The sequence below is a fragment of the Rhodococcus sp. 05-2256-B1 genome (genome assembly GCF_002258465.1).
In the GTDB taxonomy this organism is placed as follows: domain Bacteria; phylum Actinomycetota; class Actinomycetes; order Mycobacteriales; family Mycobacteriaceae; genus Rhodococcoides; species Rhodococcoides fascians.
The window spans coordinates 366,689-379,882 of sequence record NZ_NOZA01000015.1 but is presented as its reverse complement, the minus strand read 5'-3'; the positions used below and the strand labels follow the sequence as shown (position 1 = coordinate 379,882).

The window sequence follows — 13,194 nt, the reverse complement described above, 5'->3', positions numbered from 1 at the left end:
CAATATTCACTGTAGTCACACGAGTAACAAGCACGAGATTCATACAAGCCGGTCACGATTGAGATACGGAGTGGTCCGTTTACCTCGGGCTGTTACCTCAGAAAGCGTCCTGCAGCCTCGATGGCGGGCGCCGAACTTCCCGCGTTGTTCACGAAGACCGCGAACGCGAGATCCCCGGAGATCCCGACGAACCAGCCGTGCGCTCCTTCGTTGTTCGGCCCGAATTCGGCGGTTCCGGTCTTGCCGAGCAGCCCCGGAATGTCGTTCAGTGCCGTGGCCGTACCACCGGTGATGGTATCGCGCATCATGGCCTTGATCTGCTCGGTGACCTGTGGGTTCACCGCTGCCGGCTGCATGTTTCCCACGCCGGGCTTACCCGAGACGACCGTCGGCGGGAGCAATCCGTTGTTCGCGATCGACGACGCGACCAGCGCCATACCGAACGGCGACGCAGTCACCTGCCCTTGGCCGATGGCGGATTCGACGCGCTGCGCCGGGGTGTCGGCCGACGGCACCGAACCGGTGACGGTCGTCAGGCCCGGGGTCACGTAGTCGACGCCGAGGCCGTACTGCGCGGCCGCGTCGGTCAGACCGTTCGGCGGCAGGGCGACGCCGAGTCGGCCCATCGTCGTGTTGCACGATTTCGCGAAGGCAGTGTGCAACGGAACGTCGCCGAGCGCGAAGTTGTCGTCGTTGGGAATCTGACGTCCCTCGATGTTTTCCGTCGCCGGGCACGGCAACACCGTGTCGGGGGTGACGGCACCGGATTGCAGAGCAGCCGAGGTGGTGACCGTCTTGAAGGTCGACCCGGGCGGGTAGAGACCGGTCAGAGCAATCGGGCCTTCCGCATCCGCCGCGGCGTTCTGTGCGACGGCGAGAACCTCTCCGCTGGACGGCCGAAGCGCGACGATCGCAGCCTGCTGCGGCACCGACGCCAGGGCGTTCTCGGCCTTGATCTGCAACGCCGAGTCGACGGTGGTCGCGATGTCGTCACCGGTGGAGGCATCGCGACCGGCAAGCTGGGTGACGGTGTTGTCGGCAGCGACCGACTGGATCGCCCAGCCTCGATTGGCCGCCTGCTCCTGTTCCCACAGCGTCGTCAGGTCGCTGAGAACCGGCGAGACAAGATTGCGATCGGTGGCCAGCAGCCGAGTCTGTGGCGCCAGGGTGACTCCCGGAACGGCTGCGAGCTGCGCGCCGATGGGATCGATATCCGCCTGACGGAGCGAGACTACGGTCGCCGAATTACCCTGTGCAGCAGCAACAGACGACGCAACAGACTGGGCGGTGATCCCCGGAACGATGGATCCGACGAGAGCGGCGACGGCCACCGGATCGGCCGTCGCATCGACGTTGACGAGGGTGACGACCTGCTGCGACATGAGCTCGCCGCCGTTGGCATCGAAAACCCTGGGCGCGACCAGCGCGTCGGTCGGGGTGAATCGGACCGAGGAATCGGCCGTCAGTCCGGGGACCAAGATGGCCGGGTCCCAGGTGATCTTCCACCCTTGCGGAGTCTCTGCTGCGGTCGCAGACGTCGTGTAGTTCCACTCTTTCGGCTGGCCGTCCGGTTCCGCCGTGCCGTCGGTGGTGGTCGAGAAGCGCCAGCCGGCGTTCAGCGTGAACGTGCCCGCATCCTCGTTCGCGTCGACAGCCTCGAAATCGGGAGTGGCCGTCACCGTTCCGCCGCCGGACAGCCCGTCGTACAGCTGGGTGAGCGCGGCGCCCGCGCCCGCGGGATCGGTCGTCAGCGCGGCTGCCTGATCGATGTTCGAGCTGCTGACGGCGGCCGCGAACTGCTCGGCGACCGTCTGCGGCTGATCGGGCCCACTGTTTCCGCAGGCAGCGACCACCAGGGCCAGCACGGACACGATTGCGGCCAGAGTCGTCGGTCTTCTCGTTGTGCGCACGGAGTCGATCATGCCCCAGGCCTCCGACGAATCGGCGGTGGCGCGAACCCGAGATGGGGTGTAATCATGTAATCAGTATTACTGAACCTACAGAGGAGTCACCATGAAACCCAGTGGACGCTCGTTCGGTCGCCCCGGTGGCTGGCAGCACGCAGATGTTCCCGACGCCACCGATGCCGGCGACTGGTTCGGCGGCAGATTGCCCGACAGCTGGTTCGAGGGCACCGCGTCGGTCGAGGTGGATCGCGAAGAGATCGTTGTGGTCGGGACGTTGCCCACCGAGGAGGGCAGTTCACCTGCCGCCACCGAAGGCCGCATCGCCCGATTCCGAGAAGGCACACGGGCCGAGCGCATGCAGATTGCCGACGAGGCCGAGAAGCGCTACGGACGCAAGGTCGCCTGGGGCGTTCGGACCGATTCCGAGGTAGTCCTGTTCACCCACCTGGCCGTCCCGGTCATGACCCGCCTGCGTCAGCCCGAACGACGCGTCCTCGACACCCTCGTCGATGCCGGAGTCGCGCGGTCTCGTGCAGACGCTCTGTCGTGGGCCGTGAAGTTGGTCGGCGAGCACACGCAGGACTGGTTGGACGAACTGCGCGGAGCCATGTCGACAGTGGACGAACTACGCAAGAAGGGGCCCTCGGTCTAAATCGCTTGCGGATTGCCCACGTTCGGCATTAGCGTGGAGATCGCCTTGTTGCCCACAGATTCGGAGAGGCCATTGCTCTTCCAAAGGTTCTAGACGCCTGCAGTTCGACCGCACGCACACCTTTGGAGCATCCATGCCTCATTCATCTTCCCTCTCTGTCTCCGATCTGACGTTCTCCTGGCCCGACGGCGACCCCGTGTTCGACGCGTTGTCGGCCATCTTCCCCAGCGGCACAACAGGTCTCGTCGGATCGAACGGTGCCGGAAAGTCGACCCTCCTGAGATTGCTCGCCGGAGAAGTGACACCGCAGCGCGGTTCGATCTCGATGCCCGGCGTCCTGGGTTATCTCCGTCAGGACATCGCACTCGACCCCGAGCTCCCGGTGGATCGCGTGCTGGCCATCGATTCGGTCCGAAAGGCATTGCATCGCATCGAATCCGGTACATCTTCCGAGGACGATTTCGCCATCGTCGGATCGGCCTGGGACGTCGAGGAGCGCGCGCTGGCGTTGCTGAACAAGCTCGGTCTGGGCGGCTTCGTCGGCTCCCTCGACGACCTGGATCGACCGGTCGGCACGCTGTCCGGTGGCGAAGCGATGCTGCTGGCTCTCACCGCGCAATTGCTCGCCGAACCAGACGTACTGCTGTTGGACGAGCCGACCAACAACCTGGATCTCGTTGCACGAGAACGACTGTATGCGGCCGTGGACGGATACTCGGGGGTACTCGTCGTCTGCAGCCACGACCTCGAATTGCTCGAGCGTGTCGATACCATCGCCGAGGTCCGCGCCGAACGCAGCGGCACCTCCCGAGTACGCATGTTCGGTGGAAACTACACGCACTACCGATCGGTGATCGACGCCGAGCAGGAAGCCGCGCGGGCGAGCATCCGAGACGCCAAGAACGACGTGCGCAAGCAGGAACGCGAATTGGTCGACACACAAATCAAACTGGATCGCAGGTTGCGCTACGGCAAGAAGATGGCGGAGCAGAAGCGCGTACCGCCGGTCCTTGCGGGCCGACGCAAGCGGGCCGCACAGGAATCGGCCGGCAAACTACGCGGTACCCACAGCGATCGCGTCGACGATGCCCGGACGTCACTGTCTGCCGCCGAGGATCTCCTGCGCGACGATCGCGAGATACGCGTCGACCTGCCCGCAACGAAAGTCCATCCGGGACAGGTAGTTCTGACTCATGACGACGTTCACATCGTCGGTCCCGAACGCATCGCACTCGTCGGGCCGAACGGAAGCGGTAAGACCACCCTGCTGCGCAGTCTCGACACCGCCGAGGCCGAAGTGCCGTGGAAATACCTTCCGCAACGCCTCGACATCTTCGACGAATCACGCACCGTTGCCGAGAACATCGCCGACGTTGCCCCGCACGCCACCGCCGAACAGATCCGTGGACAACTGGCCCGATTCCTGTTCCGCGGATCCGACGCCGACGCCGACGCCGCCACCCTCTCCGGAGGCGAGCGACTGCGAGCCGCACTGGCACGAATCCTGCTGGCCGAGCCTGCACCGAAACTACTGATGCTCGACGAGCCCACCAACAACCTCGACATCACCAGCCGCCAACACCTCATCGACGCACTGAACACATTCGAGGGTGCACTGATCATCGCCAGCCACGATCGCCCGTTCCTCGACGCGATCGCCCCTACCCGCACCATCGACCTGACGCCGATCGCCCAGCCCACCGAGTCGGCCGAGTCGGCCGCGGAAACACCCACCCGGGAAACACCCACCCGGGAGGAGTCAATGTGACGTTCGGTGGCCTTTTCGGGGGTCAATGTCACGTTGAGTGGACTCGACGGGCAACAATCGCGGAGTGGAATACGCCTCGAATGCAGATGATGGGACGCAGATCGCATACACGGTGGTGGGGTCCGGGCCGCCGTTGTTGATGGTGCACGGCAGTTTCCTGACGCACACGATTTGGCGGACGTTCGGATATGTGAAGGCGTTGCGCGGGACTCGGCAGCTCATACTGGTCGACAGTCGCGGTCATGGCCGCAGCGAGAAGCCCCATACTCCCGACGCCTATGCCATGGCCAATATCGTCGGAGATCTGACGTCGGTTCTCGACGCGGTCGGCGCTCCGACCGTCGACTATCTCGGCTATTCGTTCGGTGCGCGGGCCGGTCTCGCGTTGACGGCGGCGAGGCCCGAACGCGTGCGTTCACTCGCGGTGGGCGGCGGTAGTCACGGCGCTCAGGCGGGAGCGTTCGACAGGCTCTTCTTCCCGGGCTGCGTCGACGTGTTGGAACGCAGCGGCATGGACGGGTTCCTCGAGGCGTGGAACGCGCACCGCATGTTCCCGATCGACCCGGGAACACGAGCGGTGTTCTCCGCCAACGATGCTCAGGCCATGGCCGCGTACATCCGCGCATGCGACGCCGATCCCGGCCTACCCGACGACGTCCTGCAGCACTTCACCCCACCGTCGCTGTTCTACGTCGGTAGCGAGGATCGAACCCGGCTGGGCGACACCCGTGCCGCTGCCGCCCTGGTGCCCGACTCCGAACTGCACATCGTTCGCGGGTTCGACCATGCGACGACGATGGCCGCATCGGCCGAGGTGCTCGATTTCCTCGAGCGGTTCTGGAGCAACTGAGCTCAGTGTCCACAATTCGCGTCGAGAATCGGGATCCCGCCTCCAGCAGCCAATAATGGGCGCTCACGTCACCTACGACAACCGACCCTGCCGGCCCCACCCACAACTGATCTGAGCGCCCACAATTCGCGTCGAGAATCGGGATCCTGCCGCGAGCAGCCAATAGTGGGCGCTCACGTCACCCACGACAACCGCCCCGCCGGCCCCACCCACAACTGATCTGAGCGCCCACAATTCGCGTCGAGAATCGGGATCCCGCCTCCAACAACCAATAGTGGGCGCTCACATCACCTACGACAACCGACCCTGCCGGCCCCACCCACAACTGAGCTCAGCGTCCACAATTCCCGTCCAGAATCGGGATCCCGTCGCGAGCAGCCAATAATGGGCACTCACCTCACCTCTTCAGCGCGGGGAACTGGTCGTCACGCCACTCGCTGTCCAGTGGTCCGACGGCCGCGTCCTCGCGGGCGCGCAACTCCACGCGGCGGATCTTGCCCGAGATGGTTTTGGGTAGCTCGAAGAACTCGATACGCCGAACTCGCAGGAACGGGGCCAGGTGCTCGCGGGCGTACTTCAAGATCTCGAATGCCGTGTTCTCGTTGGGTTCCCAGCCAGCTGCGAGCGCAACGTACGCCTTGGGGACGGCCAACCGCGTCTCGTCGGGAGCCGGAACGACGGCCGCCTCGGCCACCGCGGGGTGTTCGATCAGCACGCTTTCGAGCTCGAACGGGGAGATCTTGTAGTCCGAGGCCTTGAATACGTCGTCGGTGCGGCCGACGTAGGTGATGTAGCCCTCGGAATCCCGCGATGCGACGTCACCGGTGTGGTAGTAACCGTCGGCCATGACGGCAGCGTTGCGTTCGGGGTCGCCGAGATAGCCGGTCATCAGGTTGAACGGCTGCTGCGCCAGGTCGAGGCAGATTTCGCCCTCGTCGGCCAGTTCGCCGGTGGTGGGGTCGACGATGACCACGGGGACGCCGGGCAGTGGCCGGCCCATCGATCCGGACTTCAGCACCGCACCCGGCGTATTGGCAACTAGCGCAGTGGTTTCGGTCTGGCCGAAGCCGTCCCTGATGTTCAGGCCCCAGTCTTGCTGTACCCGCGAGATCACCTCTGGGTTGAGCGGCTCACCGGCACCGATTGCCTCACGCAGTGAACCACCCCCGCCGGCAAGGTCTGCCTGAATCAGCATGCGCCACACGGTCGGTGGCGCGCAGAACGTCGTCACCTCGGCCCGGCGGATCTGCTCGAGCAATGCCTTCGCGTCGAACTTGCCGTAGTTGTAGATGAAGATGGTCGCCTCGGCGATCCACGGTGCGAAGAAGCAGCTCCACGCATGCTTGGCCCAGCCCGGCGAGCTGATGTTCAGGTGCACGTCGCCCGGGCGTAGTCCGAGGAAGTACATCGTGCTCAGATGCCCAGCGGGATAGGAGATCTGAGTGTGCTCGACGAGTTTCGGCTTGCTGGTGGTACCGGAGGTGAAGTACATCAGCAGACGGTCGGTGGGTGCGGTGACGGACTCGAACGGCCTGGCCTCGACGGAGCGGGCATCCGAATAGTCGACCCAACCGTCGTGGGCGGTAGTGGCGATTCGCAGATAGTCTCCGGGCACGTCGTCGAATTTGCCGGTGTCCGAGGGGTTCACGATCACGGCGCGAGCATTGCCGCGCACTACTCGGTCGGTCAGGTCGGCGGGCCCGATCGCCGTGGTCGTCGGCATCAGCACCGCTCCGAGCTTCATCACCGCGAGCATCGACTCCCAGAGTTCCACCTGGTTGCCCAGCATCAGGATCACCGAGTCGCCGCGGCCGATTCCCTGCAATTCGAGCCAACGAGCCACCTGATCGGAGCGACGCGCCATGTCGTCGAAACTGTATTCGGCCTCGCTGCCGTCCTCTTCGACGATCCACAACGCGATGCCGTCGTTGCCACGGGCAATCGCGTCGAACCAGTCGATGGCCCAGTTGAACGTTTCGCCGAACGACGGCCATTCGAAAGTCGCTACCGCACGGTCGTAGTCGCCGTAGGTGTCGAGCAGAAGATCGCGTGCGTTTCTGAATGCCGTATATGCCGAGTCGACCATGTTTCCTCCTGCGCCTGTGATGCCCATCACCGCCACGGTAGGGGAGATGAACAATTCCTCGCTACCCCTGAACGGGGGTGGCAACTCGGCTAGCCTCGATCTCCGTGGCCATCCGATTCTTTGCGATCGCGTGCGTACTGGGGATCATTCACGCCGCGTTCTCCGCCTATTGGGCTGCAGGCGGTCGATGGCTGCTCGACACCGTCGGTGCCTTCGCCACGGAGTGGGCCGACTCCGAACCGGCAACGGCACGAACGGCACTGCTGGTGCTTGCCCTCGTCAAACTCGCCGCAGCAATTCTTCCGGCCCTCGCCTATCTGAACCGGCCGCGCCTGGCAGCACAGAACCGGACGAGGGTGCCGTCGTTGATCTTCGGCATATCCTGGCCCGGCTCTGTACTGCTAATTGTCTGGGGCGGTGCGTCGTTCATCGGAGCGGTGATCGGATTGGTCGTCTCGGACGAGAACCGATCAGTCAAGTACGGTCACCTGTTCTTCGACGGCATCTTCCTGCTCTGGGGCGCAGCGCTTCTGACGGCACTGATCCTGTCCAGAAAAGTCCCGTACCAACCGCGTTAGATGCGCTCCCCCGTCTCAGGGTGGAAGAGGTGGATCGCACCGTCGAGTCGCGTCAGCCCGATGCTCTCGCCGATCTTGGCCGGAGCTCGAACGGCCGAGCGGGCGACGAGTGAGACCGGCCCGCCGTCGAGCCCCTTGACCTCCGGGTCGTCGAGGTGTGCGTAGAGGTAGGACTCGCTGCCGAGTTCCTCGATCAGATCCACCTTGCCCTCGAAGCCTTCGCCGCCGCCCTGCACGATGCCGAGCTGCTCCGGGCGTAGCCCGACGGTGACGTTGTCGAGGCCGAGGCTCGCGAGCTTGGTCAGCTCGTCGCGTTCGAGCGGAAGCAGGAACGAGCCGATCTGAACGCCACCCGAGCCGATGGGAACCGTCATCAGGTTCATTGCAGGCGAGCCGATGAAGCCGGCGACGAATGCGTTGACGGGGTTGTCGTACAGGTCGGTGGGAGAGGCGAACTGCTGCAGTTTGCCACCGCGCAACACGGCAACGCGATCGCCCATGGTCATGGCCTCGACCTGGTCGTGCGTGACGTAGACCGTCGTGGTGCCGAGTCGACGCTGCAACGCCGCGATTTGCGTTCGCGTCTGGACTCGCAGTTTCGCGTCGAGGTTGGACAGGGGCTCGTCCATGCAGAACACCTGCGGCTCACGAACGATGGCACGCCCCATGGCAACTCGCTGACGCTGACCACCCGAGAGCTTGCCGGGCTTGCGATCGAGGTACTCGGTGAGGTCGAGGATCTTTGCGGCCTCGGCCACCTTCTTCGTGCGCTCCTCGAGGGACACACCACGCATCTTCAGGGCGAAACCCATGTTCTCCCCGACGGTCTTGTTGGGGTACAGGGCGTAGTTCTGGAACACCATCGCGATGTCGCGGTCCTTCGACGGCACACCCACCATGTTCTTGCCACCGATCTCGATGGCACCACCGTCGATCTCCTCGAGACCGGCGAGCATCCGCAGAGCAGTGGACTTGCCGGAGCCGGAAGGCCCGACCAGCACGACGAATTCGCCGTCCTGGATGTCGAGGTCGAGTGAATCGACGGCGAGCTTGTCGGCACCTTCGTAGACGCAGGATGCCTTCTTGTACGTGATTGCAGCCATGAGACTTTCTCCTACTTGATTGCGCCGAAGGACAGGCCGCGCACGAGCTTGTTCTGCGCGAACCATCCGGCAAGGACGACGGGAAGTGCTGCGAACGTCGCAGCTGCGGAAAGCTGGGCCCAGTACAGGCCCTGACCGGTGATGAATCCGACGAGGTACACCGGAATCGTCTGGGCCTGAACGGCAGTGAGGTTGACCGCGAAGAAGAACTCGTTCCACGAGAAGATGACGCAGATCAACGACGTGGCCGCGATGCCGGGCGAAACCAGCGGCAGGATCACCTCACGTACCGAGGTCCACAGTGACGCGCCGTCCATACTCGCGGCTTCGAGCAGCTCGCTCGGCACTTCGAGGAAGAACGATCGCATCATCCACACGGCGATCGGAAGATTCATCGCGGTGTACAGCACGACCAGAGTCCAGATGTTGTCGAGCATTCCGATGTCACCGACGATGACGTACAGCGGGACGATCGCGGCGACGACGGGCAGCATCTTGGTGGAGATGAAGAAGAACAGCACGTCCTTCGTCTTCTTGACCGGACGCAATGACAGGGCAAAGGCAGCCGGAACACCGAGCAGCAGAACGAAGATCGTCGAGACGACGGTCGCGAACGCCGAGTTCAGCAACGTCGTGCCGATGCCGCTCTCCAGGACCCCTCGATACTGATCGAGGGTCGGTGTGAAGAACAGCTTGGGCGGATCGGAGTAGGCGTCGGCCTCCTGCTTGAAACCGGTGAGGACCATCCACAGCACCGGGAAGAAGAACGCGATGCCTGCGACCCAGGCGACGAAAGACCAGATGGACCCCGGGCCCCACTTGCTCTTGCGCTTGATCGGCGCGGAAGAAGTTGTCTTGTCTACAGTTGCGGTACTCATCACGCAGCCTCCTCGGTTCCGCTGAAGCTCTTGAAGATCAGTCTCAGCGCCAGGGTGCTGACGATGATGGTGGCCACGACGGTGACGACGCCCATGGCCGCGGCCTGACCGATGTCGAAGCCGAGGAACGCTCGCTGGTAGATGTAGAACGGCAGGTTCGCGCTCGCCACACCCGGTCCGCCGGAGGTCATCATGTAGACCGCGTCGAAGGTGTTGACCAGATAGATGGCCCCGAGCACAGCGCCGAGCTCGATGAATCGGCGCAGATGCGGGAGGGTCAGCTCACGGAAGAGCTTGACCGGCCCTGCCCCGTCGACCCGTGCCGCCTCGGCGATGTCCTTCGGCATCGACTGCAGGCCGGCCAGGATCAGCAGCATCATGAACGGGGTCCACTGCCAGATCAGGTTCGCCATGACGGCGGGCAATGGGTAGCGCGAGACCCAGTCGATCTGATCGACACCGAACGGGCTGAGCGCGAAGTTGATCAGGCCGAAGACGGGATCGAACATCGTGGTCTTCCAGATCAACGCGCCGGCGACCGGGGTGATGAGGAACGGGGTGATCAGTAGGGTGCGAATCAGGCTGCGGCCGATGAACTTCCGGTCCAACAGCAGGGCCAGGAACAACCCGAGAACCACCGAGATGATGACGGTTCCGACGATCATGATCACCGTGTTGAGGGCGACCTCACGGAACTGACTGTCCTGGAAGACTGCCACATAGTTGTTGAGCCAGTTGAACTTCTGCGAACCCGGTCGCACGAGGTTCCACGACTGCGTCGAGTAGTACAACGTGAACAGGAACGGAACCTGGGTGACGAGAATGGCGAACACCATGGCCGGCAGCAACGGGCCGCGGCGACGCCACCCTTCGGCCTTGGAGATCGTCCTCGGTCTCGGTACGAACTCCTCGGAATCGGCCTGCGCCGATCGTGTTGCGGTGGTGGTCATCCCTGGTCCTCCTGGTACGTCTTACCGACCACTTCGGCGTATTGCTGCGCTTGTTCGAGCGCGTCGTGGACGCTGATTCGTCCTGCTACTGCGGCGCTGATCTGTTGACTGACACGGGTTCCGAGGTCCTGGAACTCGGGGATCGTCAGGAACTGCACTCCGGTGTACGGAACCGGATCCACAGTGGGATTGTTCGGATCCGCGCCGTTGATCGAATCGAGGGTGACCTGACCGTACGCAGCGGACGCCTCCTCGTATTCGGGAATCTGGTAGGTCGACAGACGGCTGCCGGGAGGCACTCGCTCCCAACCCAATTCGTTGCCGACCTTGTTCAGGTATTCCTTGCTGGTCATCCACGAGACGAACTTCCAGGCGTCGTCCGGATTCTCGGACGTCTTCGGGATACCGAGGGCCCAGGAGTACAGCCACCCGTTGTCGCCCTTGGCGGCCGACGGTGCCTTGGCGTATCCGATCTTTCCGACGACGTTCGACGACGTCGGGTCTTCGAGGACCGACACTGCAGATGTGGCGTCGTACCACATTGCCGTATTTCCCTGCGACAGTTGCGTTCCGCATTCGCTGAAACCGCTCGTCGCTGCGCCTGCCTGACCGTGCTCACGTACCAGGTCGACGTAGAACTGAACGGCCTGTTCCACCTCTGGGCTGTTGAGCTGTGCGTTCCAGTTCTCGTCGAACCACCGACCACCGAATGCGTTGATGACGGTATCCAACGGGGCAAGTACTTCACCCCAACCGGGCTTGCCGCGCAGGCAGATTCCCGATACGTCCGGGCTGTCGAGCTTCGCGGCGGCGTCGGCGACTTCCTGCCAGGTCGGCTCTTCCGGCATGGTGATGCCGGCAGCCTCCATCAGGTCCTTCCGGTACATCAGGAAGGAGGATTCGCCGTAGAACGGCACCGAGTACATGCTGCCCTCGTACGACAGCGACTCCTTCAGGGTGGGAATGAAGTCGTCCTCGTCGTAGCCCGGTGTTGCGTCGGCATACTCGGACAGGTTGGTCAGCCAGCCGTTCTCGGCCCACTGCGGGGTCTCGAAGTTGCTGATCATCACCACGTCGAACTCGCCGCCGCCGGTGGCGACCGAGGCGGTGATCTTGGCCCGCGCCTCGTTCTCCGACAGCGACACGAACTTCAGATTGATGCCGGGGTTCTCCGCCTCGAACTCCGGAGCAAGCGAAATGGCGTCGGACATCTGCGAATTGGAGACGATCGCGACGGTGATCGTCTTGCCGTCACCGTCACCACCGAACGAGCCGGCTCCGGCGCAGCCGGACAGCACCAAGGTTGTCGCAAGCGATGCCGCGACAGCCACTTTCGGTAAAACCCTCACTGAAATACCTTTCCATTGGAGGTCGCCGTTGCAGGAGCTTGCGCAACGAGCCAGCGTGCACTTTCGATGTCGGTCACCAGGATCGAGGCCAGTCCGCCGCGCAGAGCACCGAGGAGCGCCTCGTGTTTACGTTGCCCACCGGTGACGAGCACAGCCCGATCACACGCCCTGATGGCGTCGAGCCCCACCGACACGGTTCGGCCGGGGAGTGATCCTCCGGTATCGATGCCGTCGGCGTCGTAGAACCGTCCGCCTATCTCGCCGACTGCACCGAGGCGGCGCAATTCTTCGAGCACGTCGAGGTCGATGAAGCTGCCCTCGAACAAGGTGGTGGACGTGGAAACGGGACCGATGCCGTACATCATCACATCGGCATCGGTCCCGGCTTTGAGGGCGCGCGAGATCACGGAATCCTGCTCCAACGCAACGACTGTCGCCTGATCGGCGTACAGCGGCGCGTTGAGCCTGATGGGTGTCGCCTGCAGGTACGCAGCGCACCGTCCGAGTGTGTACTCGACACCGGTCTGATAGTCGGCAGAGGTGATGGAGCCGTCGAGTTGTACCACCGCAGCACATTTGGTGGATCGGGTCTTCAGCGAGCTCGCCACCGCCACCGTTTCGGGGCCCCAGGTGAACCCCAGGACGTCGCGATCCTTGAGTCGACGCGAGAGCAACGTCGCTGCCGCTCGGCCGAGGGATCCGTAGCCGGTGTCCGTGCCGTCGATGACGTCCGAGACGACCAACACCTCGGTGAGTCCGAACTTCGCTTCGAGCTCACGCTCGACGTCCGCGTGCACGGTGCCCTGCAGATCGTCGGGGACGTTGATTTCGATCGTCACGAGCCCCTGGGAACGAGCCCGCGCGACCAACCGTCCTGCAGTCGGGCGCGAGACGCCCAGCTTCACGGCGATCTCGGCCTGCGTCGCACCTTCGAGGTGGTACATGGTGGCGGCGCGCAGAGCCAGCCGGAGATCTTCTCCCGACCGCGCGGACTTCGCCCCGCCGGGCTCCGATCCGTCCATGACGCCTCCCTGACCAGTGAGCAAATGCTCAGCTCGTGTTCATCTGCTCAC

The 13,194-nt window shown here is 63.8% G+C and carries 11 protein-coding genes; 4 read left to right on the top strand and 7 right to left on the bottom strand.

Annotated features, from left to right (window positions below):
* Positions 1-92: 92 nt before the first annotated feature.
* Positions 93-1,922, bottom strand: a complete 1,830-nt coding sequence (locus tag CH285_RS07775) for a penicillin-binding transpeptidase domain-containing protein (protein WP_032406041.1) — start codon at positions 1,920-1,922, stop codon at positions 93-95.
* Between the two features lie 91 nt (positions 1,923-2,013).
* On the opposite strand from CH285_RS07775, the gene CH285_RS07770 reads away from it, so the two are divergent.
* The 3 genes from CH285_RS07770 (at position 2,014) to CH285_RS07760 (ending at position 5,177) form a co-directional block, all read left to right on the top strand.
* Entirely contained in the window at positions 2,014-2,559 is a 546-nt protein-coding gene (locus tag CH285_RS07770; RefSeq protein WP_032369511.1) for a hypothetical protein, read from the top strand.
* A gap of 133 nt (positions 2,560-2,692) precedes the next feature.
* On the top strand, positions 2,693-4,327 hold the full coding sequence (locus tag CH285_RS07765; protein WP_094643597.1) for an ABC-F family ATP-binding cassette domain-containing protein: 1,635 nt from the start codon (positions 2,693-2,695) through the stop codon (positions 4,325-4,327).
* Between the two features lie 37 nt (positions 4,328-4,364).
* Entirely contained in the window at positions 4,365-5,177 is an 813-nt protein-coding gene (locus tag CH285_RS07760; RefSeq protein WP_373454724.1) for an alpha/beta fold hydrolase, read from the top strand.
* A 397-nt stretch (positions 5,178-5,574) separates the two neighbouring features.
* On the opposite strand, the gene CH285_RS07755 is transcribed toward CH285_RS07760, so the two are convergent.
* The gene (locus tag CH285_RS07755; protein ID WP_373454723.1) at positions 5,575-7,290 is read right to left on the bottom strand and encodes an AMP-binding protein; all 1,716 of its coding nucleotides are present in this window, start codon (positions 7,288-7,290) and stop codon (positions 5,575-5,577) included.
* A 77-nt stretch (positions 7,291-7,367) separates the two neighbouring features.
* On the opposite strand from CH285_RS07755, the gene CH285_RS07750 reads away from it, so the two are divergent.
* The gene (locus tag CH285_RS07750) at positions 7,368-7,841 is read left to right on the top strand and encodes a DUF3995 domain-containing protein (protein WP_217900696.1); all 474 of its coding nucleotides are present in this window, start codon (positions 7,368-7,370) and stop codon (positions 7,839-7,841) included.
* Here the strand turns inward: CH285_RS07750 and CH285_RS07745 are convergent.
* The 5 genes from CH285_RS07745 to CH285_RS07725 are packed head-to-tail and all read right to left on the bottom strand — an operon-like array spanning position 7,838 to position 13,143.
* A complete protein-coding gene (locus CH285_RS07745) occupies positions 7,838-8,944 on the bottom strand; it encodes an ABC transporter ATP-binding protein (RefSeq protein WP_094643598.1) in 1,107 nt (368 codons plus the stop codon). The two genes, CH285_RS07750 and CH285_RS07745, sit on opposite strands and share 4 nt — an antisense overlap.
* Before the next feature lie 11 nt (positions 8,945-8,955).
* Entirely contained in the window at positions 8,956-9,822 is an 867-nt protein-coding gene (locus CH285_RS07740) for a carbohydrate ABC transporter permease (protein ID WP_032369513.1), read from the bottom strand.
* Positions 9,822-10,772 (bottom strand): carbohydrate ABC transporter permease, encoded by a 951-nt coding sequence (locus CH285_RS07735; protein WP_032367121.1) that lies wholly within the window; start codon positions 10,770-10,772, stop codon positions 9,822-9,824. The genes CH285_RS07740 and CH285_RS07735 overlap by 1 nt, the downstream gene beginning before the upstream one ends.
* Entirely contained in the window at positions 10,769-12,121 is a 1,353-nt protein-coding gene (locus tag CH285_RS07730; protein ID WP_441344194.1) for an ABC transporter substrate-binding protein, read from the bottom strand. Before CH285_RS07730 ends, CH285_RS07735 begins: the two co-directional genes overlap by 4 nt.
* Positions 12,118-13,143 (bottom strand): sugar-binding transcriptional regulator, encoded by a 1,026-nt coding sequence (locus tag CH285_RS07725; protein WP_032367122.1) that lies wholly within the window; start codon positions 13,141-13,143, stop codon positions 12,118-12,120. Before CH285_RS07725 ends, CH285_RS07730 begins: the two co-directional genes overlap by 4 nt.
* Positions 13,144-13,194 lie beyond the last annotated feature (51 nt).

What these genes read in the sequence shown, in the direction of transcription:
- CH285_RS07775 (WP_032406041.1), bottom strand. Translation starts at nt 1,922, where the DNA reads ATGATCGACTCCGTGCGCACAACGAGAAGACCGACGACTCTGGCCGCA.
- CH285_RS07770 (WP_032369511.1), top strand. Translation starts at nt 2,014, where the DNA reads ATGAAACCCAGTGGACGCTCGTTCGGTCGCCCCGGTGGCTGGCAGCAC.
- CH285_RS07765 (WP_094643597.1), top strand. Translation starts at nt 2,693, where the DNA reads ATGCCTCATTCATCTTCCCTCTCTGTCTCCGATCTGACGTTCTCCTGG.
- CH285_RS07755 (WP_373454723.1), bottom strand. Translation starts at nt 7,290, where the DNA reads ATGGGCATCACAGGCGCAGGAGGAAACATGGTCGACTCGGCATATACG.
- CH285_RS07745 (WP_094643598.1), bottom strand. Translation starts at nt 8,944, where the DNA reads ATGGCTGCAATCACGTACAAGAAGGCATCCTGCGTCTACGAAGGTGCC.
- CH285_RS07740 (WP_032369513.1), bottom strand. Translation starts at nt 9,822, where the DNA reads ATGAGTACCGCAACTGTAGACAAGACAACTTCTTCCGCGCCGATCAAG.
- CH285_RS07735 (WP_032367121.1), bottom strand. Translation starts at nt 10,772, where the DNA reads ATGACCACCACCGCAACACGATCGGCGCAGGCCGATTCCGAGGAGTTC.
- CH285_RS07725 (WP_032367122.1), bottom strand. Translation starts at nt 13,143, where the DNA reads ATGGACGGATCGGAGCCCGGCGGGGCGAAGTCCGCGCGGTCGGGAGAA.